This window comes from Modestobacter sp. L9-4 (assembly GCF_019112525.1).
In the GTDB taxonomy this organism is placed as follows: domain Bacteria; phylum Actinomycetota; class Actinomycetes; order Mycobacteriales; family Geodermatophilaceae; genus Modestobacter.
The window spans coordinates 2297864-2320715 of sequence record NZ_CP077800.1 but is presented as its reverse complement, the minus strand read 5'-3'; the positions used below and the strand labels follow the sequence as shown (position 1 = coordinate 2320715).

General features: G+C 75.8%; 22 protein-coding genes and 1 riboswitch. Of the genes, 15 read left to right on the top strand and 7 right to left on the bottom strand.

The genetic code is table 11. From position 1 onward, the window contains the following. Positions 1 to 22: 22 nt before the first annotated feature. Positions 23 to 1327, bottom strand: a complete 1305-nt coding sequence (locus KUM42_RS10945; protein ID WP_237492197.1) for a PP2C family protein-serine/threonine phosphatase — start codon at positions 1325 to 1327, stop codon at positions 23 to 25. Between the two features lie 116 nt (positions 1328 to 1443). On the opposite strand from KUM42_RS10945, the gene KUM42_RS10940 reads away from it, so the two are divergent. Next, on the top strand, positions 1444 to 2058 hold the full coding sequence (locus tag KUM42_RS10940) for a GNAT family N-acetyltransferase (RefSeq protein WP_237492196.1): 615 nt from the start codon (positions 1444 to 1446) through the stop codon (positions 2056 to 2058). Here the strand turns inward: KUM42_RS10940 and KUM42_RS10935 are convergent. After that, complete coding sequence (locus tag KUM42_RS10935; protein ID WP_237492195.1) at positions 2052 to 3785, bottom strand: fibronectin type III domain-containing protein; 1734 nt, start codon at positions 3783 to 3785, stop codon at positions 2052 to 2054. The genes KUM42_RS10940 and KUM42_RS10935 overlap by 7 nt on opposite strands. 234 nt (positions 3786 to 4019) lie before the next feature. Here KUM42_RS10935 and KUM42_RS10930 point away from each other — a divergent pair, with 234 nt between their 5' ends. The 3 genes from KUM42_RS10930 to KUM42_RS10920 all read left to right on the top strand — a co-directional run bounded on the left by KUM42_RS10930 (position 4020) and on the right by KUM42_RS10920 (position 6843). Further along, positions 4020 to 4646, top strand: a complete 627-nt coding sequence (locus KUM42_RS10930; protein WP_237492194.1) for a superoxide dismutase — start codon at positions 4020 to 4022, stop codon at positions 4644 to 4646. Positions 4647 to 4929: 283 nt separating this feature from the next. Next, positions 4930 to 6207 (top strand): Nramp family divalent metal transporter, encoded by a 1278-nt coding sequence (locus KUM42_RS10925; protein WP_237492193.1) that lies wholly within the window; start codon positions 4930 to 4932, stop codon positions 6205 to 6207. Between the two features lie 81 nt (positions 6208 to 6288). After that, on the top strand, positions 6289 to 6843 hold the full coding sequence (locus KUM42_RS10920; RefSeq protein WP_237492192.1) for a dihydrofolate reductase family protein: 555 nt from the start codon (positions 6289 to 6291) through the stop codon (positions 6841 to 6843). A gap of 45 nt (positions 6844 to 6888) precedes the next feature. Here the strand turns inward: KUM42_RS10920 and argG are convergent, their stop codons facing one another. Next, positions 6889 to 8337: an argininosuccinate synthase gene (argG, locus tag KUM42_RS10915; protein WP_237492190.1), complete on the bottom strand. Its 1449-nt coding sequence runs from the start codon at positions 8335 to 8337 to the stop codon at positions 6889 to 6891. A 60-nt stretch (positions 8338 to 8397) separates the two neighbouring features. Next, on the bottom strand, positions 8398 to 8880 hold the full coding sequence (locus KUM42_RS10910) for a hypothetical protein (protein WP_237492185.1): 483 nt from the start codon (positions 8878 to 8880) through the stop codon (positions 8398 to 8400). A 24-nt stretch (positions 8881 to 8904) separates the two neighbouring features. Here KUM42_RS10910 and KUM42_RS10905 point away from each other — a divergent pair, with 24 nt between their 5' ends. From KUM42_RS10905 to KUM42_RS10890, 4 genes are all read left to right on the top strand, one after another. Further along, a complete protein-coding gene (locus KUM42_RS10905; protein WP_237492182.1) occupies positions 8905 to 9684 on the top strand; it encodes an SDR family oxidoreductase in 780 nt (259 codons plus the stop codon). Between the two features lie 98 nt (positions 9685 to 9782). Then, positions 9783 to 9885, top strand: a riboswitch (TPP riboswitch). After that, positions 9884 to 10492, top strand: a complete 609-nt coding sequence (locus KUM42_RS10900; protein WP_237492180.1) for an ECF transporter S component — start codon at positions 9884 to 9886, stop codon at positions 10490 to 10492. It overlaps the preceding riboswitch by 2 nt. Next, positions 10489 to 11877 (top strand): ABC transporter ATP-binding protein, encoded by a 1389-nt coding sequence (locus KUM42_RS10895; protein WP_237492178.1) that lies wholly within the window; start codon positions 10489 to 10491, stop codon positions 11875 to 11877. Before KUM42_RS10900 ends, KUM42_RS10895 begins: the two co-directional genes overlap by 4 nt. Beyond that, positions 11874 to 12641 carry an energy-coupling factor transporter transmembrane protein EcfT gene (locus KUM42_RS10890; RefSeq protein ID WP_237492177.1) on the top strand — a complete coding sequence of 256 codons (768 nt, stop codon included), beginning with the start codon at positions 11874 to 11876 and terminating at the stop codon, positions 12639 to 12641. Before KUM42_RS10895 ends, KUM42_RS10890 begins: the two co-directional genes overlap by 4 nt. Before the next feature lie 34 nt (positions 12642 to 12675). Here the strand turns inward: KUM42_RS10890 and KUM42_RS10885 are convergent, their stop codons facing one another. Continuing rightward, positions 12676 to 14223 (bottom strand): DUF6297 family protein, encoded by a 1548-nt coding sequence (locus KUM42_RS10885; RefSeq protein WP_237492175.1) that lies wholly within the window; start codon positions 14221 to 14223, stop codon positions 12676 to 12678. Continuing rightward, positions 14223 to 14927, bottom strand: a complete 705-nt coding sequence (locus KUM42_RS10880) for an ABC transporter ATP-binding protein (protein WP_237492173.1) — start codon at positions 14925 to 14927, stop codon at positions 14223 to 14225. Before KUM42_RS10880 ends, KUM42_RS10885 begins: the two co-directional genes overlap by 1 nt. A gap of 166 nt (positions 14928 to 15093) precedes the next feature. Here KUM42_RS10880 and thiO point away from each other — a divergent pair, with 166 nt between their 5' ends. The 7 genes from thiO (at position 15094) to KUM42_RS10845 (ending at position 20122) form a co-directional block, all read left to right on the top strand. Next, positions 15094 to 16218: a glycine oxidase ThiO gene (gene thiO / locus KUM42_RS10875; RefSeq protein ID WP_237492171.1), complete on the top strand. Its 1125-nt coding sequence runs from the start codon at positions 15094 to 15096 to the stop codon at positions 16216 to 16218. Further along, complete coding sequence (gene thiS / locus KUM42_RS10870) at positions 16215 to 16415, top strand: sulfur carrier protein ThiS (protein WP_237492169.1); 201 nt, start codon at positions 16215 to 16217, stop codon at positions 16413 to 16415. The genes thiO and thiS overlap by 4 nt, the downstream gene beginning before the upstream one ends. A gap of 3 nt (positions 16416 to 16418) precedes the next feature. Beyond that, positions 16419 to 17294, top strand: a complete 876-nt coding sequence (locus tag KUM42_RS10865; protein ID WP_237492167.1) for a thiazole synthase — start codon at positions 16419 to 16421, stop codon at positions 17292 to 17294. Continuing rightward, positions 17291 to 17866, top strand: a complete 576-nt coding sequence (locus tag KUM42_RS10860) for a thiamine phosphate synthase (protein WP_237492164.1) — start codon at positions 17291 to 17293, stop codon at positions 17864 to 17866. Before KUM42_RS10865 ends, KUM42_RS10860 begins: the two co-directional genes overlap by 4 nt. 187 nt (positions 17867 to 18053) lie before the next feature. Beyond that, the gene (locus KUM42_RS10855; protein WP_237492163.1) at positions 18054 to 18494 is read left to right on the top strand and encodes an ATP-binding protein; all 441 of its coding nucleotides are present in this window, start codon (positions 18054 to 18056) and stop codon (positions 18492 to 18494) included. A 199-nt stretch (positions 18495 to 18693) separates the two neighbouring features. Continuing rightward, positions 18694 to 19548, top strand: a complete 855-nt coding sequence (locus KUM42_RS10850; RefSeq protein WP_237492161.1) for an alpha/beta fold hydrolase — start codon at positions 18694 to 18696, stop codon at positions 19546 to 19548. After that, positions 19541 to 20122 (top strand): TetR/AcrR family transcriptional regulator, encoded by a 582-nt coding sequence (locus KUM42_RS10845; RefSeq protein ID WP_237492159.1) that lies wholly within the window; start codon positions 19541 to 19543, stop codon positions 20120 to 20122. The genes KUM42_RS10850 and KUM42_RS10845 overlap by 8 nt, the downstream gene beginning before the upstream one ends. A 109-nt stretch (positions 20123 to 20231) precedes the next feature. Here the strand turns inward: KUM42_RS10845 and KUM42_RS10840 are convergent, their stop codons facing one another. Continuing rightward, on the bottom strand, positions 20232 to 22778 hold the full coding sequence (locus tag KUM42_RS10840) for a SpoIIE family protein phosphatase (RefSeq protein WP_237492156.1): 2547 nt from the start codon (positions 22776 to 22778) through the stop codon (positions 20232 to 20234). Positions 22779 to 22852 lie beyond the last annotated feature (74 nt).

Here is a 22852-nt window from a genome sequence, read left to right as displayed (position 1 = left end):
CGATCGCCCACGGGCTGCCCGGTCACGCCTCGGCCGGGCGGGCCTGGTCCCCCGGGTGGCAGCGAACCGCCAGGAGGGCGATGTCGTCCTCACGACCGTCGCCGTTGCGGCTCACCACGGTGTCCAGCAGCTGGTCCAGGGGGAGGTGGGAGTACTCGCCGAGGGTGCGGCGCAGCATGGCGGTGCCCAGGTCGATGTCGGAGCCCCAGTCACGGTGCTCGATCACCCCGTCGGTGTGCAGCAGGACGGTGTCCCCGGGCGCGAGCTCGACGGTCCAGTCGTGTCGGGACCGGCCGGGGTCCACGCCCACCAGCAGGTCGGGGCGGCGGTCCAGCAGCGTCGTCGTACCGTCGGTGTGCAGCAGCACCGGCGGCGGGTGGCCGGCGTTGGACCAGCGCAGCAGCCGGGTGCCGGCGGCGTCCTGCTCGATGCGGGCCAGCACGATCGTGGCCAGCCCGGCGACGTCCAGCCCGGTCATCGCCCGGTCCAGGCGGCCCAGCGTCTGGGAGGGCTCCTCGCCGCGGTCGTAGGCGAAGGCGCGCAGCAGCGTGCGCAGCTGGCCCATCGTGGCCGCGGCCGCCATGTCGTGGCCGGTGACGTCGCCGATGGCCAGCACCGTGGCGCCGTCGGCGGTGCGGAAGGCGTCGTACCAGTCACCGCCCACCTGGTCGCCGACGTGGGAGGGCAGGTAGCGGGCGCGGATCTCGAGGTCGTCGGCCTCGGGCAGGTGGGTGAGCATCGCCTGCTGCAGCGTCTCGGCGACCGTGCGCCGCTCGGCCAGCGACACCTCGGCGCGCGCCTGGGCGGTGGCCGCGCGCACCGCCGCCTCGGTGGCCCGGGCGCGCAGCGTGCGCAGCTGCAGCTCCGAGCTGCAGGCGTCGGCGAGGTCCTGCAGCACCGCGACCTCGGGGTCGGTCCACTCCCGCGGACGGCCGTCGATCGCGCACAGCGACCCGACGACCTCGCCCTCGGCACCGACCAGCGGGACGCCGAGGTAGGCGACCACGTCCAGGTCGCGGATCGCCAGGTTCTCCCACACCAGCGGGTCGAGCCGGGCATCGGCGATCGCCAGCGGCGCCCGGGTGCGGACGACGTGCTGGCAGAAGCTGTGCGACAGCGGGGTCCGGCGGCTGCGCTGCCAGGGCTCGGGAAGCCCGAGCGCGCCGGGGAAGACCTGCTCGTCGGCGGAGACGAAGGACACCAGGGCCACCGGCACGCCCAGCATCTGCCGGGCCAGCCGGGCGAACCGCTCGAAGGCCGGGTCCGGGGCCGCCGTGACCGTCTCCGGCAGCGACGACGGGAGCGAGCCCACCACCACGTCGTCCACGGCCGCCCCCTCCCCTGCTGTCGATCGACCGTCGGGCACGCTACCCGCGCCGTGTGACAGCGGAGGTGCTCCGGCGTACGGCCGCCCGACCGCCCCCCGCGTGGTCTCATCGGGAGGTGAGCACACCCCCCGTCGTCCGGCTCGCCACGCGCGCCGACGTCCCCCGCATGGCCGCCACGCTGTCGCAGGCCTACCCCGACTACCGGTGGACGTCGTGGGCGCTGCCGGAGGACGGGCGCACCCAGCGGCTGTCGCGGTGGGCGGAGCTGTGGGGCGGGCTGGTGCCGGTGCTGGCCGGGACGGCATGGGTGACCGACGACGTCAGCGCGGTGGCCGCGTGGGTCGCCCCCGACGCCGGGGAGCCGGGCGCGGACCTGCAGGCGGTCATCGACCGCGACCTGCCCCGGGTGTTCGGGGCCCGGCAGCCGGTGGTGCTGGCCAGCCAGCGGCTCGGCGCCCTCGGCCGGCCGGACGAGCCGCACTGGTGGCTGCACGCGGTGGGCACCCGCCCGGCCGCCCGGCACGCCGGCCTGGGTGCTGCGGTCCTGCAGCCGGTGCTGGACCGCTGCGACGCCGCGGGCGTGCCGGCCGCCGCGACGGTCTACACGTCCACCGTCGTCCGCTGGCTGCAGCGGTCGGGCTTCGCCGTCACCCACGCCACCCGGACGGCGGTCGACCACGAGCTGCCGGTCTGGACCCTGGTGCGCCAGCCGGCCCGCTCAGCTCAGTAGGTGCGGCCGGACATCGACGACCACAGCGCGCGGCCGTTGGCGGCGTAGACCACGAGGTTGCCGTCGTCCTGCACCGTCAGCCGGACGTCGCGCTGACCCCAGGTGCGTGAGTCCCACAGCGGCCGCTTCCCCGGCGCGACCAGCACCGCGTTGCCGTCGATCTGCAGGCTCAGCCGGCTGCGCAGGCCGTTCCAGGTGTTGGTGCTCCAGCGCGCCTGCCGGCCGGGTGCGTAGAGCACCAGGTTGCCGTCGGCCTGCATGACCACCGTGTACCGGCCGTCACGGGACACCAGCGACTGGTCGGTCGTGAGCTGCTGGGTGGCCCACAGGGTGTCGCGCGGCGCACCGACTCCGCGGTCCCAGCCCGACGACCACAGCGGCTCGCCACGGACGCTGTAGAGCACCAGGTTGCCGTCGTCCTGGAGCGCCAGGCGCGCACCGGGGTTGCCCCAGGTCCCGGAGTCCCAGACCGGGGCCCGGAACTCGTTGTAGACGACCACGTTGCCGTCGGCCTGCACCACCATCCGCCGGCCGGCCCCTGCGTAGGACCTCGCGTCCCACACCGGTCGCCGACCGGGTGCGTAGACGACCAGGTTGCCGTCGGGCTGCATCACCAGGGTGTAGCGGCCGTTGCGGGACACGATCGAGCGGTCGGTCGTCAGCTGCTGGGTGCCCCACATGGTGTCCCGGACGACTCCGGCACCCCGGTCCCAGCCGGTGGACCACAGCGCAGCGCCGTCCGCTGCGTAGAGCACGAGGTTGCCGTCGTCCTGCATGGCGAGCCGCGATCGGGGGTTGCCCGCCGTCCCCGAGTCCCACAGGGACCAGCCCAGGGCGTCGAACACCACGAGGTCGCCGTCGTCCCGCAGCTCCACCCTCGTGTCGCGGCCGCGCCACGTACGGCTGTCCCACAACGGGCGGGTGCCGTCCGCGTAGACGACGAAGTTGCCGTCGTCCTGCATGACGGCGGAGTAGCGCCCGTCCGGGGAACGGATCTCGGCGCCATCGGACAGCGCGTGGCCGGCCGGCATCTCGCCCATCCAGTACGGCCGGTACCTCAGCAGTGCCGCGGCCCCGCTGCCGAACCGGTTGGTGGCGTAGACGTGGAACTGCTCTTCGGCGCCGGTCGGCAGGTCGTCGAGGTCGACCCAGTAGCGGCCGGGACCCTCTGGTCCCGGCACCCACGACGCCGTGTCGATCTCCCGCCACTCATCGGCCATGTAGGCCGAGAAGTGGTAGCGCGAGGGCTCGGCACCGTTCCCGTCGGCCGCCAGCCAGGACAGCCGGACGGTGCCGCCCGGGAGCTGGCTCGCCACCAGGTCCTCCGGGAGCCCCGGGGTCCCGGGCGTCGCCATGGACGTCGAGCCCTGGCAGTCCCGGCTGCGTCCCTCGGCGTTGACAGCACAGACGCTCGCCCAGTAGCTCAGGCCGTTGGTCAGCCCGTCGAACGTCACGGTGCGGAGGGCGCCGGGAACGGTGGTCGTGGTGGCCAGGGTCCCCGTGGCACCCCAGTCGACCACGTACCCGGTGATCGGGGAGCCGCCGTCCCGGGCGGCCTCCCAGGTCACCGTGATCGACCCGTTCCCGGACGTCATCGTCACGCTGGCGGGCGGGCTGGGCACCGTGGCGGCGAGCGCACGCGGTGCGCCGACGAGGGCGGCGAGCAACGCGAGGGCGATGAGCAGCGTCGTCGAGACGACCCTCCTGCGTGCTCCGACCACCGTCATGACCTCTCCCCCGTCGCCGCGATGCATCCGGGTGCGGGGTGCCGTACCAGGGATCGCTGGGCGTGGGCACATGCTGCCGGACCCCGGCCCCCAGCGGAGAGGGGGAGCTCCGAATCCTGCTCAGTCGCCCCACGCGCCCCACCAGACCTGACCCCGGGGGGCCACGGACCGGCACCGGGAGGACGACGGAGCTGGGGATGACCGAGGTGTCCGGTTCCGACCTGAGGAGACCTCGTGCCCGAGTACACCCTGCCCGACCTGCCCTACGACTACAGCGCCCTCGAGCCGCACATCAGCGGCCGGATCATGGAGCTGCACCACGACAAGCACCACGCCACCTACGTGGCCGGTGCCAACACCGCGCTGGAGAAGCTCGCCGACGCCCGGTCGACCGGCGACTTCGCCACGGTCAACCTGCACGAGAAGAACCTGGCCTTCAACCTGGCCGGGCACGTCAACCACTCGGTGTTCTGGCCGAACATGACCCCCGACGGCGCCGGCCGCCCCGACGGCGAGATCGCCGCGGCGATCGACGACCAGTTCGGCGGCTTCGACGGCTTCCAGGGCCACTTCACCGCCACCGCGATGGGCGTGCAGGGCTCCGGCTGGGCCGCGCTGACCTGGGACTCCGTGGGCCAGAAGCTGCTGATCAACCAGCTCTACGACCACCAGGGCAACCTCGCCGCCGGCCTCGTGCCGCTGCTGATGCTCGACATGTGGGAGCACTCGTTCTACCTGGACTACCAGAACGTGAAGGCCGACTACGTCAAGGCCTGGTGGAACGTCGTCAACTGGGCCGACGTGCAGCAGCGCCTCACCACCGCCCGGACGGCGACCAGCGGTCTGATCGTCCCGGCCTGACCGCCTCGGGGCACGGGCGGGCGCCGACCCGTCCGTGCCCCGGCCGCAGGTGAGCCCGCACCAGCCCACCATGCCCGGAGCAGCGGCGGCTTCCGGTGATCACCTCGGGTCGGTGGGTGGTCATCGCGCACGGATGACCACCACCGACCCGAGGTGATCACCACAGCGCCCCGGCCGCAGGCGAGGCTCGCCTGACCCCCGGGGGCCACAGGTCGGCCCCGATGGCCCCCGCGTGCCGGGCAGGACAGGAGTGCAACCCCGATCCCCCAGCCCGGGAGGGCCCGTGTACCTGTCGAAGACCGAGGCCGCCGTCCTCCCCAGCACGCTGCCCCGCCCGGCCCGGCGCAGCAGGCGCCGCACCTGGGCGATGCTGGGCCCGGCGTTCGTCGCCGCCGTCGCCTACGTCGACCCCGGCAACTTCGCCACCAACTTCTCCGGTGGCGCCTCCTTCGGCTACACGCTGCTGTGGGTGATCGTCGCGGCCAACCTGATGGCGATGCTGATCCAGTCGCTGACCGCCAAGCTCGGACTGGCCACCGGCCGCGACCTGGCCAGCCTCTGCCGGGAACGGCTCCCCCGCCCGGTCGTCTGGGGCCTGTGGGCACAGGCCGAGGCCGTCGCCATCGCCACCGACCTGGCCGAGATCGTCGGCGGCGCCGTCGCGCTGAACCTGCTCTTCGGCGTCCCGCTGCCGATCGGCGGGCTGATCACCGCCGTGGTCGCGTTCGTGCTGCTGGCCTTCCAGTCGCGGGGGCACCGGCCGTTCGAGCGGGTCATCACCGGGCTGCTGCTGGTCATCGGCGGCGGGTTCGCCTACACGCTGGTCGGCTCCGGCGTGGACATGGGCGGCGTCGCCACCGGCATGGTGCCCAGCTTCTCCGGGCAGGACAGCCTGCTGCTGGCCACCGGCATCCTGGGCGCCACGGTCATGCCGCACGTCATCTACGTGCACTCCGCGCTCACCCCGGGCCGCTACGGCGACGCGGTCACCGCCGGGCGGACGGCGCAGGGGCGCGGCCGGCTGCTGCGGGCACAGCGGCTGGACGTGCTGCTGGCCATGGGACTGGCCGGCCTGGTCAACGCCGCCATGCTCATCATCGCCGCCCAGCTGTTCACCGGGGACTCCTCGATCACCTCGCTGGAGAGCGTGCACGCCGGCCTCGGCGACCAGCTGGGCACCGGCGCCGCCCTGGCCTTCGCCCTGGCGCTGCTGGCGTCGGGGTTCGCCGCCTCCTCCGTCGGCACCCACGCCGGGCAGGTCGTGATGGCCGGGTTCCTGCGCAGGCACATCCCGGTGCTCGCCCGCCGGCTGATCACCCTGGCCCCCGCACTGCTGGTGCTCGGCCTGGGCGGGGACCCGACGACGGCGCTGGTCTGGTCGCAGGTGGTGCTGTGCTTCGGCATCCCGTTCGCGCTGGTGCCGCTGCTGTGGCTCACCTCGCGCAAGGACCTGATGGGCGGCTGGGTCAACCGCCGGGTCACCACGCTCACCGGCTCGCTGGTCGCCGCGCTGATCATCGGCCTCAACGGCTACCTGCTCACGAGCACCGTCCTCGGCTGACCGATGAGAAGGTGGGCCACCCACCGTCTCAACGGGTGACGTGACCGGCGCCGGCCGGTCCTGACGCTGAGGAGCACCGCCATGGGCGCGATCAAGGTCCACGAGTTCACCACCGTCGACGGCGTGGTCGACGTCCCGATGTGGACGATGTCCTTCGGGTTCCCCGACGACCTGTCGGCCTCGATCGGCGAGCTGACCGGGTCGGCGACCGGCATCCTGCTGGGCCGCACGACCTTCGAGATGTTCGCCCCGGCCTGGTCGACCCGCACCGTCGCCGACGACCCGGGCGCCCCCTTCTTCAACGACACCCGCAAGCACGTCGTGAGCTCGACGCTGACCGACGCCGAGTCGGTCTGGCGGAACTCCACCGTGCTCGGCGGCTACGACGCCGACCGCGTCCGGGCGCTGAAGGACGAGACGGACGGCGACCTCTACGTCAGCGGCAGCGCCACCCTGGTGCGGGCGCTGCTGGCCGACGGGCTGGTCGACGAGCTGCACCTCTACGTCTACCCGGTCGCCGTGGGCACCGGCATCCGGCTGTTCCCCGAGGGGACGGCGCAGACGCTGGCCCTGCTGGGCGCGCAGCCGCTGAGCAACGGCGTCGTGCACCTGACCTACGGGCCCGCCGCCGGCTGACCCGTGCGCCGCCGGGCTCCTGGGAGCAGGAGCCCGGCGGACCGCTCAGTCGGTGCCGGACTCCATCGCGGCGCGGTCGAGCAGCTCGTCGTGGGCGGAGATGCCACCGCGGGAGGCGATGGCCTCGGCCCCGCCGGCCTGCGAGGCGTCGATCAGCCCGGTGGACGCGGCCTGCGCCGCACCGATCGCGGTCGGGGTCGCGCCGCCGACCATGCCCATCGCGGCGTACTGCTCCAACTTGGCGCGGGAGTCGGCGATGTCCAGGTTGCGCATGGTGAGCTGGCCGATCCGGTCGACCGGGCCGAACGCGGAGTCCACGGTGCGCTCCATGGACAGCTTGTCCGGGTGGTAGCTGAACGCCGGGCCGGAGGTCTGCAGCACCGAGTAGTCCTCACCGCGGCGCAGCCGCAGCGTCACCTCGCCGGTGACCGCCATGCCGACCCAGCGCTGCAGCGACTCGCGCAGCATCATCGCCTGCGGGTCCAGCCAGCGGCCCTCGTACATCAGGCGGCCCAGCCGGCGGCCCTCGTTGTGGTAGTTGGCGATCGTGTCCTCGTTGTGGATGGCGTTGACCAGCCGCTCGTAGGCGGCGTGCAGCAGCGCCATCCCCGGCGCCTCGTAGATGCCCCGGCTCTTGGCCTCGATGATCCGGTTCTCGATCTGGTCGCTCATGCCCAGACCGTGCCGGCCGCCGATGGCGTTGGCCTCCAGCACCAGGTCGACCGGGGAGGCGAACTCCTGCCCGTTGATCGTGACCGGCCGGCCGTACTCGAAGCCGATCGTCACGTCCTCGGTGGCGATCTCGACCTCGGGGTCCCAGAAGCGGACGCCCATGATGGGCTGGACCATCTCGACGCTGGCGTCCAGGTGCTCCAGGGCCTTGGCCTCGTGGGTGGCGCCCCAGATGTTGGCGTCGGTGGAGTAGGCCTTCTCCGCGCTGTCCCGGTAGGGCAGGCCGTGGGCGACCAGCCACTCCGACATCTCCTTGCGGCCGCCGAGCTCGGTGACGAAGTCGGCGTCCAGCCAGGGCTTGTAGATCCGCAGCGAGGGGTTGGCCAGCAGGCCGTACCGGTAGAACCGCTCGATGTCGTTGCCCTTGTAGGTCGACCCGTCGCCCCAGATCTGGACGCCGTCCTCGAGCATGGCGCGCACCAGCAGGGTGCCGGTGACCGCGCGGCCCAGCGGGGTGGTGTTGAAGTAGCTGCGGCCACCCGACCGGATGTGGAAGGCACCGCAGGTCAGCGCGGCCAGGCCCTCCTCGACCAGCGCGGCGCGGCAGTCGACCAGCCGGGCGATCTCGGCGCCGTAGGTCGTGGCGCGGCCGGGCACCGAGCCGATGTCGGGCTCGTCGGCCTGGCCGATGTCGGCGGTGTAGGTGCAGGGCACCGCGCCCTTGTCGCGCATCCAGGCGACCGCGACGGAGGTGTCGAGACCCCCGGAGAAGGCGATGCCGACGCGTTCGCCGACGGGCAGAGAGGTCAGGACCTTGGACACGACAGCGATTATTCACTGCGCTGCATTTTCATGCAAAGCCGGGGTCGCAGGCCGCCGTCCTCAGGGTGCGGGCGCCTCGCCGGCCTCGGCGAACAGCGGGAAGGCGGCCTGGACGCCGGCCTGCTCCAGGGCGGCGTCCGGGCTGCCCGCGGCGTCGGCGGCGGGCGGGGCGACCAGCACGTCGAGGCCGTCGCCCTCGGGGCGGTCGCGGGCGCTGGTGACCAGGCCGGGGTGCTCGGCCAGCAGCCGCGCTGCCTCGGCACGCAGGTCGGCGGGCCGGAACTCGGTCTGCGCGACGGTCAGCTCGAAGCCCTGCGCACCGTCGAGCACCCGCTGCACCGCGGCCGGCGGCTCGCCGAACCAGCGCACGGTCAGCCGCGTGCGGTCCAGGCTGATGCCGGGGGTGCCGTACTCCGGGGCGTCGCCGGCGGCCGCGGACAGCCGCTCCAGCAGGTCGTAGATCGCCGTCGGCCCACCCGGGTAGACGACGAACTCGCCTCGCCCGGGCCGACCGGCGGGTGCGGACCTGCCACGTGCTGCCATGCCCCCATCCTCCACGCTGAGGGGATGGAGCTGGACGGAGCACGCATCTGGGTCACCGGCGCCTCGACCGGGATCGGCGCCGCGCTGGCCCGCGAGCTGGCCGACCGCGGCGCCCGGGTGGCGATCAGCGCCCGCAGCGCCGACCAGCTGGCCGAGGTGGCCGCGGGCCGGATGGCCGTGGTCCCGGTCGACGTCACCGACCGGGCGGCCACCGTCGCCGCCGGCCGGGCGGTGCGCGAGGCGCTGGGCGGCCTGGACGTCGCGGTGCTCAACGCCGGCACCTGGTCGGCGTTCCACGTGGAACCGTGGGACTCCCAGCTGTTCGCCGACCACCTGCAGGTCAACGTCATGGGTGCGGTGCACACGATGGAGGCCGTCGTCCCGCAGATGACCGCCGCGGGGTCCGGCCGCATCGTCGGCGTCGCCTCGGTGGCCGGGTACCGCGGCATGCCCGGCTCGGAGGCCTACAGCGCGGGCAAGGCAGCGCTGATCAACCTGCTGGAGAGCCTGCGCGGGTCGCTGGCGCCGCGCGGCATCGTCGTCCAGACCGTCAACCCGGGCTTCGTCGCCACCCGGATGACCGACCGCAACCGGTTCCCGATGCCGTTCAAGGTCCCGGTCGAGGACGCCGCGCGCACCATCGCCGACGGCATCGCCCGCGACCGCGCCGAGATCGTCTTCCCGCTGCCGATGGCCGTGCTGATGAAGGTCGTCAGGGTGCTGCCGATCCGGACCTGGACGGCGCTGACCGCGGCGATGGCCCGGCGCGGGCTGCACGGCGGGCCGGAGCGCCGGCAGGGCTGAGCCGCCCCGCCGACCGGCGGGCCGCACCGGCTGGCGGCGGACCGGTCGGGCAGGTGGCTCGACCCGCGGGGACGCGTCGTCGGTCTAGGCTCCTGCCACACACACGACAGGGGAGCGCCTCGGCGCTGAGAGTGCGGGCAACCGCAGACCCTCGAACCTGATCCGGGTCATGCCGGCGCAGGGAGTCTGGAGGAGCACCATGGCCGAGAAGGCCGTCCGACCGCTCGACGCTGCCCCCGGGACGTCGTCCTGGCGCACCGTCGACATCATCGTCACCGCCGTGCTGGGCGTCGCCTTCGGCGTCGTCTTCTGGCTGTGGTCGCTGCTCTACACCGCCACCGGCCCGGCGTTCGCCGGCTTCCCGCCCAGCCAGGCCGCCCTCTACGGCGTCTGGCTGGTGGCCGCGGTGGTCGCGCCGCTGATCGTGCGCAAGCCGGGTGCCGCGGTGTTCGCCGAGCTCATCGGTGCCACCGTCGAGGCGCTGCTCGGCTCGCACTTCGGCAGCACCGTGATCCTGTACGGCCTGCTCCAGGGCCTGGCCGCCGAGCTGGGCTTCGCCGCGTTCCGCTACCGCCGCTCCGGCTGGCCGCAGGCGCTCCTGGCCGCGGCACTGGCCGGGCTGGCCGCCGCCCTGCTGGACTTCCACTTCTACTACCCGGACTGGACCGCCGGCTGGAAGACGGTCTACCTGGCGCTGGTCGTGGGCAGCACGGTGCTCATCGCCGGGATCGGCGGCATGGCGCTGACCCGCGCCCTGCGGGCCAGCGGCGCACTGTCCTCGTTCGCCGCCGGCCGCACCCGCGTGTGACGGCCCCAGCCGCAGTGCGGCTGGCCGGCTGGGGGTTCCGGCACGCGACGCGGAAGGCGTGGGCGGTGCGGGACGTCGACCTGACGGTGGCCCCCGGTGAGCGCGTGCTGCTCACCGGGGCCTCCGGCTCGGGCAAGTCGACGCTGCTCCGGGCGCTGGCCGGTCTGCTGGACCCCGAGACCGGCGACCCCGCCGGCGAGCTGACCGTCGACGGTGCCGTGCCCGACCGGCGCCGGCAGCGGGTCGGCATGGTGTTCCAGGACCCGGACTCCCAGCTGGTGATGATCCGGGCCGGGGACGACGTGGCCTTCGGCCTGGAGAACACCGGCACCCCGCCGGCCCAGATCTGGCCCGCGGTCGACGCGGCACTGGACGCCGTCGGCTTCGACCTCGGCCGGGACCGGGCGACCGCGGCGCTGTCCGGCGGGCAGAAGCAGCGGCTGGTGCTGGCCGGGGCGCTGGCCGCCCGGCCGGGGCTGCTCCTGCTCGACGAGCCGACCGCCCAGCTCGACCCCGACGGCGCCGCGCAGGTGCGCACCGCGGTGCTCCGCGCGGTCGCCGCCCGGGACGCCACGCTGGTCGTGGTCGACCACGACGTCGAGTCGTGGCTGCCGCTGGTGGACCGGGTGGTCGAGCTGCTGCCCGGCGGCGGCACCGTCGAGCACGGCCCCGACTGGCGGCCGGCGCCCCCGCGGCTGCCCCTGCGGCAGCAGCACGCCCCCGGCGAGCAGCTGCTGGCCGCCGAGGCCGCGGGCTACACCCACCGCGGCAGCGACTCCCCCGGGCTGCTGCCCACCGACGTCGTCCTGACCGCGGGCCGGACGCTGGCCGTCACCGGCCCCAACGGCACCGGCAAGTCCACGCTGGCGCTGCTGCTGGCCGGGCTGCGGGCGCCGACCACCGGCCGGGTTACCGCCGGGACGGCGCTCACCGCGGGCCTGCGCCGACCGGAGCAGCCCCCGCACCGGTGGCGGGCCGGCGAGCTGGTGCAGCGCATCGGCACGGTGTTCCAGCAGCCCGAGCACCAGTTCCTCACCGGCCGGGTGCGCGACGAGCTGGCGCTGGGCGCCGGCGACACCGCCCGGGCCGAGGAGCTGATGGAGCGGCTCGGTCTCGCCGCGCTGGCCGAGGCCAACCCGTTCACCCTCTCCGGCGGGCAGCAGCGGCGCCTGTCGGTGGCGACCGCGCTGGCCACCTCGCCCCGGGTCCTGGTGCTCGACGAGCCCACCTTCGGCCAGGACCGCGAGACCTGGGCCGAGCTGGTGGCGCTGCTGGCCGAGCAGCAGGACGGCGACCGGGCGCTGTGCCTGGTCACCCACGACGCGGGCGTGGTCACCGCGCTGGCCGACGACGTGCTGGCGCTGGGCCCGGCGGTGCCGGCATGAGCCTGCCCCTCGCCCTGGGCCCGGCCCGCCCGGTGCCGCTGTCGGCGGTCAACCCCGTCGCCCAGCTCACCGCGATCGTCGTCGTCACCGTCGTGCTGCTGGTCAGCGGCGACCTGCTCACCTCCGCGGTGCTGCTGGCCGCGGAGGTGGCGCTGCTGCCGGCGGCCGGGCTGACCCGCCCCGGCGACGTCCTGCGGCGCACCTGGCCGCTGCTGGTCAGCGCGGCGGGGGTGGCCTGGGTCAACGTGGCGTTCGGGTCGCTGTCCGGCACCGACGCCTGGGTGAGCGGCGCGACCTGGGGGCTGCGGGTGGTCGCGCTGTCGCTGCCGGGCATCCTGCTCGTCGCCTCGACCGACCCGGTGCGGCTCGCCGACGCGCTCACCCTGCACTGGCGGGTGTCGACCCGGTTCGCCTACGGCGCGCTGGCCGCACTCCGGCTGGTGCCGCTGCTGGCCGCGGAGTTCGAGACGATCCGGCTGGCCCGCCGCGCCCGCGGGGTGGACGCGGGACGGGACCCGGTCGCCCACGCCCGGCTGCTGGTCAGCACCTCCTTCGCGCTGCTGGTGGGAGCGATCCGGCGCGGCACCCGGCTGGCCACGGCGATGGACGCCCGCGGCTTCGACTCCGGCATCCCCCGCACCAACGCCCGCGGCTCGCAACTGCGGCCGCTGGACACCGCGTTCGTCGTCGGTGCGGTGCTGGTCTGCGTCGTCGCGGTGACCGCCAGCGTGCTCACCGGCCAGTGGGACCCGGCTCTGAGCTGACCCGCACGGAGGGGACGTCGCAGGCTGCCGGGCGTCAGTCCCGGCGGGCGGTCGTGACGGCGACCGCGGCCAGCACGAGCGACCAGGCGAGCGAGGCGCCGACCAGCCAGCCCGGCACCGCGCCGAGCAGCAGGGCCAGCCCGACCGGGACGGTGCCCAGCACCCCGACATCCGGGCCGCGCACCAGCGTGGCGCCGACCCCGGTCGGCACCGCGCCGATCGGTGAGGAGACCACCGGGCCCGACCAGTCGAGGTCGGGCCGGTAGCCGGCGCGCACCGCCGCCCCCGCCCACGCCGGGGCGGCCGCGGCCCCCAGCGCCAGCCAGGCCAGCGGGGCGCCGGTGCCCTGGCCGACCAGCAGCGCCGAGACCCCGAGGACGACGACGAGGACGGCGACCGGCACGACCGCCCGGCACCGGACGACGACCGCGGCGGCCAGCGGCAGCGACCGGTCCGCGCCGGGCGCCGAGGACGCCCGCCGGCTCGGCTCCCCCACCGCCGTCGCCGCGGTCCACCAGCCCAGGACGACGGCCACGGCGACCAGCGCGGGCAGCTCCCCGAGCCCCTGCGTGCGGGCGGCGAGCACCGGCAGCGCCGCCCCGACCGTCAGCTGGCCCCACCGCCACGGGGAGCGGGCGAGCACCGCGAGGTCGCCGGCGACGACGGCGTGCTCCGCGCCGCGCACCCACCGCCAGTGCAGCGCGCGGCGGGGACGCCGGGCCGGGCTGCGCAGGGCGCGGCCGATCTCCCGGGTGTCGAGGGAGAAGACCGAGGCGGTGGCGTACTGCACGGTCTCCCCCGACGCCCGCAGCGCACCGGCCGACAGCTGCTCCAGCCGGCGGTCGGCGAGCGCCACGACCGCGGCGGCCGCCGCCAGCAGCACCACCAGCAGGGCCCCGGCCGCGGCCACCGGGAGGGACGGCGCGGACGGCCAGGTCACCCGGGCCCCGGCCGCCGCGGCGGCACAGCCCAGCAACGGCGGGCCGACCAGCGCCGCCGCCACCACACCGCCGGCGGCGGTGGGCACCCAGCGGGTGCCGCTGCCGGCCTGCCGGACGACGAGCGCGCCGACCGCGACCGCCGCGAGCAGCCCCCCGGCCAGCAGACCCGTGACCACCCCGCCGGGCGTCCGGGTCCAGGTGAGCACCACCGGCAGCGCCACCACCACCGCAGCGGCGGCGGCCAACCCGACCCCCCGGCGCAGCTCCCCCCGCAGCAGCCCCCGGCGTCCGGCCGGCAGCGGCAGCCACCAGGCGGCCACCCCCGGGGTCGCGCTGACCGGCCCGAGCCGGGCGAACAGGGCGACGAGCCCGGCCGCGACCGCCACGGCGACCGCGGTCGCGGTCAGCCCGCCGGGCAGCACCGCCGAGGAGACCGGTGGCCGGGCGGCGATCTGCTCGCGCAGGCCGGAGACCAGCCCTCCGCACACCGCCACCGCGATGGCGGCCGAGGTGAGCCCCGACGTCAGGTCCCCGAGCCGGGTCCACCAGCGGGTGTCGGCGCGGGCGGCGGTGGCCCTGCGGGTGAACCGGCGGACGGCGGCGCCGTCCCACTCCTCCGCCGTGGCTGCCAGGACCGTCATCAGCCCTCGCGCAGCTCGGCGACGGCGTCCGCGGGCTCGACCAGCCGGCACTCGTCCTCCCCGACCACCAGCACCGCGTCGGCGAGGGTGTCCAGGAAGGCCGGGTCGTGCGAGGCGAACAGCACCGTGGCGCCCGCGGCCACCAGCCCGGCGAGCCGGTCGGCCAGCGCGCGGCGCATCACGGTGTCCAGCCGCCGCTCCGGCTCGTCGAGCACCAGCAGCCGGGCCGGGCGCACCAGCGCACCGGCCAGCGCCAGCCGCCGCCGCTGCCCCGAGGACAGCGCCGAGGGCAGCGCCCCGGCCCGCTCGGTGAGCCCGAAGGTGGCCAGCTCGTCGGCCACCACCTGCTCGGCGTCGGCGACGCCGTGCGCCCGGGCGGTGAGCAGCAGGTGCTCCGCGCCGGTGAGGGAGGGGAAGAAGGCGTCGTCGTCCAGCACCCCGGCGACCGCGCGGCGGAAGTCCGCAGAGCGCTCGTCGACCGGCTGCCCGGCGAACTCGACGGTCCCGCCGAGCGCCGGCAGCAGGCCGACCATCGTCTGCAGCACGGTGGACTTGCCTGCGCCGTTCGGGCCGACGAGGCCCACGGCGGTGCCCGCCAGCATGGCCAGCGACACCGGCGCGCAGACCGGCTCCCCGCCGTAGCCGACCGACAACCCGTCGGCGGCCAGCAGCGGCACGTCGTCCGGCTCGGGGACGCCGGTCATCGGAGCTCTGCCACCGGCACGGCGGGCACTCTACGGACCCGGTCTATGGTGGCCGGGCACGGCTGGACGCCGTGTGCGGGAGCTCGGCGGGACCGGGCTGAGAGGGTGGCTGACGGGCCATCGACCGCCTGGACCAGCCGGGTAATGCCGGTGATGGGAGCGATCCGTGGCCGTCTCCACCGACGTCGTGGTCGCCGGCGGTGGCCTGATCGGGCTGTCGGTCGCCTGGCGCGCGGCGCAGCGCGGCCTGACGGTCACCGTCGTCGACGAGCACCCCGGCGCCGGCGCCTCCCAGGCCGCCGCGGGGATGCTCGCCCCGGTCACCGAGGCCGCCTACGGCGAGACCGACCTGCTGCGGCTGTGCCTGAGCTCGCTGCAGCGCTACCCCGCCTTCGCCGCCGAGGTGGAGGCCGCCGGCGGGCGGCCGGTGGGGCTGCGCACCGTGGGCACCCTCGTCGTCGGCTTCGACGAGGACGACATGCGCGAGCTGGACGCGCTGCACGGCTACCAGCGCGAGCTCGGCCTGGCTGCCGAGCGGCTCACCCCGCGCGAGACCCGTCGCCGCGAGCCCTCGCTCACCCCGCGGGTGCGCGGCGGGCTGGCCGTCGACGGTGACCACTCGGTCGACGGCCGGGCCCTGCACGCGGGCCTGCTGGCCGCGGCGGAGGCCACCGGCGTGGAGGTGCTGCGCGCCCGGGTGCGCGAGCTGCGGGTCACCGACGGCCGCGCCACCGGGGTGGTCCTGGACGGCGGCCGCGAGCTGACCGCCGGCGCGGTCGTGCTGGCCCTGGGCGCCCACAGCGGTGGGCTGCCCGGCGTCCCGCCGCTGCCCGTGCGGCCGGTCAAGGGGCAGATCCTCCGGCTGGCCGGCGCCGAGGGGCTGTTGGAGGGCACCGTGCGGGCACTGGTCCGCGGCCGGCACGTCTACCTCGTGCCCTACGCCGGCGACGGGCTGATCATCGGCGCCACCACCGAGGACCGCGGCTTCGACGCCACCGTCACCGCCGGCGGGGTGCACGACCTGCTGCACGACGCGATCGAGGTCGTGCCCGGGGTCACCGAGCTGGAGCTGGTGGAGACGCTGGCCCGCTGGCGGCCCGGCACGGCCGACAACGCCCCGCTGCTGGGCCCCTCCGGCCTGCCCGGCCTGGTGCTCGCCACCGGGCACCACCGCAACGGCGTGCTGCTCACCCCGGTCACCGGCGACCTCGTCGCCGAGCACCTGGCCACCGGCGCGGTGCCGGAGCTGGCCGCCCCCTTCACCATCGACCGCTTCGAGAGGACGACGTGAACCTCACCGTCAACGGGTCGCCCGTCGACCTGCCCGAGGACGCCACCGTGGCCGACCTCGTCGCGCTGCGCAGCGGCGGTCACGACCGCGTCGCCGTGGCCCGCAACGGCGACGTCGTCCCGCGCAGCACCTGGGCCGCCACCCGGCTGTCCTCGGGCGACGCCGTCGAGGTCCTCGCACCCACCGCCGGAGGCTGACCCATGAAGAAGGACCCCCTTGCCCCCCACCACTCGCAGGCTCGAGGCGGGCCCCTGCAAGGGGGCCAGCTGACCGACACGCTCGCCCCGGCGCTGGCCCGCGAGGAGGCCGGCGACCCGTTCACGATCGCCGGGGAGACCTTCACCTCCCGGCTGGTGCTGGGCACCGGCGGGCTGCCGAGCATGGACTCCCTGGAGCGGGTGGTCCGCGCCTCGGGCACCCAGCTGGTCACCGTCGCGCTCCGCCGGGTCGAGGCCGTCGCCGGCAACTCGATGATGCAGGTGCTCGACCGGGTGGGGGTGCGGCTGCTGCCCAACACCGCCGGCTGCCGCACGGCCCGCGAGGCGGTGCGCACCGCCGAGCTCGCCCGGGAGGCCTTCGACACCGACTGGGTGAAGCTGGAGGTCATCGGCGACGAGCAGACCCTGCTGCCCGACGCCGTCGAGCTGCTGGACGCCGCCGAGCAGTTGGTGCTCAAGGGCTTCAAGGTCTTCGCCTACACCACCGACGACCCGGTCCTGGGCCGTCGGCTGGAGGACGCCGGGTGTGCCGCGGTCATGCCGCTGGGCTCGCCGATCGGCAGCGGGCTGGGCATCCGCAACCCGCACTCGATCTCGCTGCTGCGCGACGCGGTGTCGGTGCCCGTGGTGCTCGACGCCGGCATCGGCACCGCCTCGGACGCAGCGCTGGCCATGGAGCTGGGCTGCGACGCGGTGCTGCTGGCCTCGGCCGTCACCCGGGCCCGGGACCCCGAGCGGATGGCGCTGGCCATGCGGCAGGCCGTCGAGGGCGGCCGGCTCGCCCGCGGCGCGGGCCGGATCCCCCGGCGCTTCCACGCCCAGGAGTCCACGGCCACGGCGGGCCGCCCGGAGCTGTGAGGCTGCCGCGGCTGCTGGTGCTCACCGACCGCACCCAGTGCACCGGGAGCCTGGTCGACACGGTGGCCGCGGCCGTGGACGCCGGAGCCCGGGCGGTCGTGCTGCGGGACAAGGACCTGCCGCTGCCCGAACGCGCCGCCCTGGCCGACCGGATCGCCGCCCTGCTGGCCCCGGTGGACGGCGTCCTCATGTGGGCCGGGGCGGCCGGCAGCACGGACCGCCACGCCGTGCACCTGGCCGCCGCCGACCCGCTGCCGGAGCCCCGGCCCGCGCTGCTGGGCCGGTCCTGCCACTCGGCGGCGGAGCTGACCGCGGCGCGGGCGGAGGGCTGCGACTGGGCGTTCCTCTCCCCGCTCGCGGCGACGTCGTCCAAGCCCGGCTACGGCCCGGCCCTGGGGCTCGCCGGGCTGGCCGCGCTCGTCCCGCTCGGGCCACCGGTGTTCGCCCTCGGCGGCGTGCGACCGGAGGACGTCGCCGGGTGCCTGGCCGCCGGCGCCCACGGGGTGGCGGTCATGGGGCCGGTCATGCGGGACCCGTCACTCGTCGCCCGCCACCTGGCGGCGGCAGGATGACCCCCCTGGACGCCGGCGTGCTCTACGGTGCCCGGGAGCACCTCGGCCGGCCCCGCCCCCGCCGTCGCCCGGGTACCGCTCACCATGAGGCGCGGATCACATGCGTGTCGTGGTTTGAGCGGGCGCTGCCGAGACAAGACAGGGGTTCGCCGTCGAGACCACGACGGCCAGAGCACGAGGAGACCGAGTGACGGGCGAGTCGGCCGGCCTCGCATGGCCGTCGTCCCCTCCGCCACCGGCCGAGGACGGTTGGTCGTGGGAGCTGTCCCACGTCGCCGAGCTGCCCCGGGTGCGCTCCGAGCTGCGCCGCGGCCTCGCCGCCCAGTCCGCCGGTGACCCGGAGGCGGCCGACCTCGACGAGGCCGTCGTGCTCGCGTTCGACGAGATGGCCTCCAACGCCCTGCGCCACGGCGGCGGCGGCGTGCAGGCCCGGGTCCGCCGCACGCCCGACGCCTGGCTCGTCGAGGTGCGCGACTCCGCCGCCCAGCAGCCGCCGCAGCCCGCCGTCGGGCGCGACCCGAGCCAGGGTGGCCTCGGGCTCTACCTCATCGCGGAGATGTCGCACGCGCACGGCTGGCACAGCGCCGACGGCCACAAGAACGTCTGGGCCCTGCTCCCGCGTCGCTGAGCTCGACCCTCCTGCCGCGCTCCGGTGCGCCGGTTGTGGCTCCACGTCACCCCGTGCGCCTCGCGCCCGGGGCGCTGTCGGCCGTCCCGGTCGGCGCGCTCCCTCTCCTCTCCGGACGACTGTTGACATTGTGGCTAACGCCGTTAGTCTATGGCTAACGACACAAGCCAACGTGTCGACAGCTGCTGCGGAGGACGACATGACCGAGACCCTCGAACTCGACGGTGGGACGCTCGCCTACGAGCTGACCGGCAGCGCCGGCCCGCTGGTGGTGCTGGCCCACGGGCTCGGCGACAGCCGGCGGGCCTACCGCTTCCTCGCCCCGGGCCTGGCCGCGGCCGGCTACCGGGTCGCCGCGGTCGACCTGCGCGGCCACGGGGAGTCCAGCGTCGGCTGGACCGGCCACAGCCGCACCGACCTGGCCGGCGACCTGCTCGCCCTGGTCCGCCACCTGGGTGGGCCGGCCGTGCTCGTGGGCCACTCCATCGCCGGCGGCGCGGTCACGATCGCCGCCGCACAGGCCCCCGAGCTGGTCACCGCGGTGGTGGAGCTGGCGCCGTTCACCCGCAAGCAGTCGGTGTCGCTGGGCGACCTGCGGGTGGCCCGCTTTCGCCGCGGCACCACCGCCCTGATGGGTGCGACCCTCCTGGGCAGCAGCCGGCAGTGGGCCAGGTACCTCGACATCGCCCACCCCGGCACCAAGCCCGCCGACTTCGACGCCCGCCAGGCCGAGATCACCGCGATGCTCGCCGAGCCCGGCCGGATGAGGGCTCTGCAGGCCATGGGCAAGAGCTCCCCCGCCGACGCCGGCGCGCAGCTGGCCGCCGTCCGGTGCCCGGTGCTCGTCGTCCAGGGCAGCGAGGACCCCGACTGGGCCGACCCGCGGGCCGAGGGCGAGAAGGTCCTCGCCGACCTCCCCGCCGGCCTGGGCCGGCTCGTGGTGATCGAGGGAGCCGGGCACTACCCCCACGCGCAGTTCCCGCAGGAGACCCTCGCCGCCGTGCTGCCCTTCCTGGCCACGAACGCCCCCTCCCAGGACGGTGCGCGTGCCTAGGGCCGGGCTGGACCCCACCTCGGTCGTCGCGGCCGGGGCGGCCCTCGCCGACGAGATCGGCTTCGACGAGCTGACCATGGGCCGGCTGGCCGAACGGGTCGGGGTGCGCACGCCCTCGCTGTACAAGCACGTCGCCAGCCAGGACGACCTGAACCGGCGCATCGCCGCCCTCGCCCTGGAGGAGGTCGCCGACGCCATGGGGGCCGCCATCCAGGGCCGCGCCGGCCGGGACGCGCTCGCCGCGGCCGCCCAGGCGCTGCGCGACTTCGTGCTCGCCCACCCCGGTCGCTTCGCGGCCACCACCGGGCTGCAGCCCACCGGCCCCGACGACCCCATCGCACGCGCCGCCCGGCGGGGGATGGAGCCCTTCGTCGCGGTGCTGCGCGGCTACGACATCGCGCCCGAGGACACCACCCACGCCCTGCGGGCGCTGCGCAGCGTCTTCCACGGCTTCGCCACCATCGAGGCCGCGCGCGGCTTCCAGTGGGCCACCGACACCGACGAGAGCTTCGGCTGGCTCATCGACCTCGTCGACCGCGGCCTGCGTTCCGCCGGCGAGGGCGCCCGACCGTAGCTCCAGCGGGGGCCGCCGGCCCTGGCCCCAGGGCGGGGCTGCCGGCCTGGCCCCCGGTGAGGGGGGCCGGCCCCGGCTCCGGCGGTGCCGCCCGGCCCGGCGGCCCGCCTCACGGCCTCGGCGGTGTGGTCCCGGGTCCGGTGCCCGGCGGGCGCGGGCGGTCCTCCGGGTGCGGCCGCACCGCGACCAGGGCGACGTCGTCCTCCGACCCGCCGGGGCGCATGCGGCCGAGCAGCTCGTCGCACAGCTCCTCCAGCGGCAGGCCCCCGAGCTCGCCGAGCAGCTCGCGCAGCCGGGCCACCCCGTCGTCCAGGAGCAGGTCGGGGGCCTCCACCAGCCCGTCGGTGTACATCAGCACGGTGGCGCCGCGCTCCAGCACGACGACCTGCTCCCGGCGCGACCGCTCGGGCGCCACGCCGAGCAGCAGGTCGGCCCGCTCGGTCGCCAGCACCTCGACCCGGCCGTCGGGGTGGCGCACGAGCAGCGGCGGGTGCCCGGCGCTCGACCAGCGCAGCCGGGTCAGCCCCTGCGCGTGCTCCTCGGCCGTCTGCTCCAGGCGGGCGACGGCGGCGGTGGCCAGCGTGTGCACCTGGAGGCCCTCCATCGCGCGGTCGAGGTCGGACAGGACGGCGGCCGGGCCACCCCCGCTGCTGTAGGCGATGCCCCGCAGCAGGCTGCGCAGCTGGCCCATCGCGGCCGCCGCGGCCGTGTCGTGGCCCACGACGTCCCCGATCGCGAGCACGGTGGCACCGCCGGACTGGCGGAAGGCGTCGTACCAGTCGCCCCCCACTTGGGCGGCCTGCACGGCCGGGACGTAGCGCACCGCGATCTCCCGGTGGTCGGGCTCCGGCGGGGCGGTGAGCAGGCTGCGCTGCAGGTCCTCGGCCATCCGGCGCTGCTGCTCGTGCAGCGCCGCGCTGTCCAGGGCGACGGCCACCCGGTCCGCCACCTCGCGGAACAGTGCCCGCTCGGCGGTGTCCATCGGGGGGCGTCCGCGGTCGCGGTACAGGCTCATCGCCCCGAGCACCTGCCCGCGGGCGACGAGGGCGAGCGTCTCGGCGGTGCCCGGGTCCAGCACCCAGTAGGCGTCCCACACCTCGCCCGCGGGCAGCCGGTGGCCGACGGCGGCGGCCACGTCGGGCACCGAGACGACCTCGCCGGTGGCCAGTGCGGACACGATGGGCGCGGTGTTGGTCAGCGCCCCGAGCCGCAGCCGGGCGTAGCGGGCCGCGGTCTCCCGCAGCTCCGGGTCACGGTGCCAGCTGGCGACGTCGGAGAGCCGGCCGCTGTCCTCCACCAGGCTGGCGATCACCCAGTCACCCAGCACCGGGACGACGGCGCGGGCGAGCTCCTCCAGCGCGCCCGCGGCCCCGCGGCGTTCGGCGAGGGCCGTCGAGACCGTGTCGGAGACGCGGCCGACGAGGGCGAGCCGCTCGGCCTCCCGGCGGAGCCCCTCCTGGACCTGGCGCCGCTCGGTGACGTCGAGGAAGTAGACCGACAGCCCGTCGGTCCCCGGCCAGGCCCGGACCTCGAACCAGGTGTCCAGCGGAGCCGGGTAGTGGGCCTCGAACACGCGTTCCCGGCCGGACGCGACCGCGGCGCGGTACTCCGACTCGATCTCACTGCCCCGGGCGGCGGGGAACAGGTCCCACACCACACCGCCCAGCAGCTCGTCCCGGGTGCGGCCGACGAGGCGCTCGGCCTGCGCGTTGACGTGGCTGAAGCGCCACTCGGGGTCCAGCGAGTAGAAGGCCGTGGGCATCGTCTCCAGCACGCGGGCGACCCGGGCGTCCTCGTGCCGGCGCCGGGTGGTGTCCTGCACGGCACCCAGCACGCGCACCGTCGTCCCCGAGTCGTCCCGCAGGGCGCGCCCCCGGCTGCTCATCCAGCGCAGCTCGCCGGAGGGGAGCACCGCGCGGTAGTCCAGCGTGAAGTCGCTGCCCTGACCGACCGCCGCCCCGATCACCGAGGTCACGCGGGTCACGTCGTCGGGGTGCAGCCGGTCGTAGAGGGCCCGGCTCGTGCCGGGGAAGTCGCTGCGGTCGTAGCCCAGCAGCTCCAGCATCTGGTCGTCCCAGTCCAGCCGGTCGGCGCCGACGTCCCAGTCGAAGATGCCGATGCCGGCGGCCGCGATGGCCAGGTCGCCGCGGACCCGGGCGCTGCGGAGCTCGGCGGTGACGACGGCCAGCTCGAGCTCGGAGACGACCGGGCCGGCGAGCCGGGTCAGCGACGCGACGTCGGCGTCGGTCCAGTCCCGCGGCTCGGGCCCGAACACGGCCAGCACCCCGACCACGTGCTCACCCGAGGCCTCGACCAGGGGGACTCCGAGGTAGCCGCCCACCCGACCGGTCTGCACGGCGGGGAGGCCGGCGACCCGCGGGTCGGTGCGCACGTCCCGGTAGGCACGGGGGGCACGGGCGTCCACGACGGTGCCGCCGAGGGTGTCGCCCAGCGGGTGCTGTTCCCCGACCGCCCAGGCCGACGTCCCGGACACCCCGGTGATGGTCTGCAGCTCCCCGGCGAGCGCGACGCCGGCCGTGGGGGCACCCAGGAGCGCGGCGGCGAGGTCGAGCAGCCGCTGCAGCCCCGGCCCGACCGGCGGGGAGGCGGTCATCCGCGCACCGGCCGCGATCCGGTCGGCGTCCCGCAGCGACATCACGCCCTCCCCCCGCTCTCACCGACGGTCCCCGGCCCACCGGCGGCGTGCTGCCTGCCGCGGTCCGCAGATCA

Excerpts from the sequence above, each read along its gene's own strand:
- KUM42_RS10905 (WP_237492182.1), top strand. The coding sequence starts at position 8,905 with ATGGAGCTGGACGGAGCACGCATCTGGGTCACCGGCGCCTCGACCGGG.
- KUM42_RS10880 (WP_237492173.1), bottom strand. The coding sequence starts at position 14,927 with ATGACCGGCGTCCCCGAGCCGGACGACGTGCCGCTGCTGGCCGCCGAC.
- KUM42_RS10865 (WP_237492167.1), top strand. The coding sequence starts at position 16,419 with ATGAAGAAGGACCCCCTTGCCCCCCACCACTCGCAGGCTCGAGGCGGG.
- KUM42_RS10910 (WP_237492185.1), bottom strand. The coding sequence starts at position 8,880 with ATGGCAGCACGTGGCAGGTCCGCACCCGCCGGTCGGCCCGGGCGAGGC.
- KUM42_RS10840 (WP_237492156.1), bottom strand. The coding sequence starts at position 22,778 with ATGTCGCTGCGGGACGCCGACCGGATCGCGGCCGGTGCGCGGATGACC.
- KUM42_RS10850 (WP_237492161.1), top strand. The coding sequence starts at position 18,694 with ATGACCGAGACCCTCGAACTCGACGGTGGGACGCTCGCCTACGAGCTG.
- KUM42_RS10890 (WP_237492177.1), top strand. The coding sequence starts at position 11,874 with ATGAGCCTGCCCCTCGCCCTGGGCCCGGCCCGCCCGGTGCCGCTGTCG.
- KUM42_RS10900 (WP_237492180.1), top strand. The coding sequence starts at position 9,884 with ATGGCCGAGAAGGCCGTCCGACCGCTCGACGCTGCCCCCGGGACGTCG.
- KUM42_RS10935 (WP_237492195.1), bottom strand. The coding sequence starts at position 3,785 with ATGACGGTGGTCGGAGCACGCAGGAGGGTCGTCTCGACGACGCTGCTC.
- KUM42_RS10920 (WP_237492192.1), top strand. The coding sequence starts at position 6,289 with ATGGGCGCGATCAAGGTCCACGAGTTCACCACCGTCGACGGCGTGGTC.
- KUM42_RS10885 (WP_237492175.1), bottom strand. The coding sequence starts at position 14,223 with ATGACGGTCCTGGCAGCCACGGCGGAGGAGTGGGACGGCGCCGCCGTC.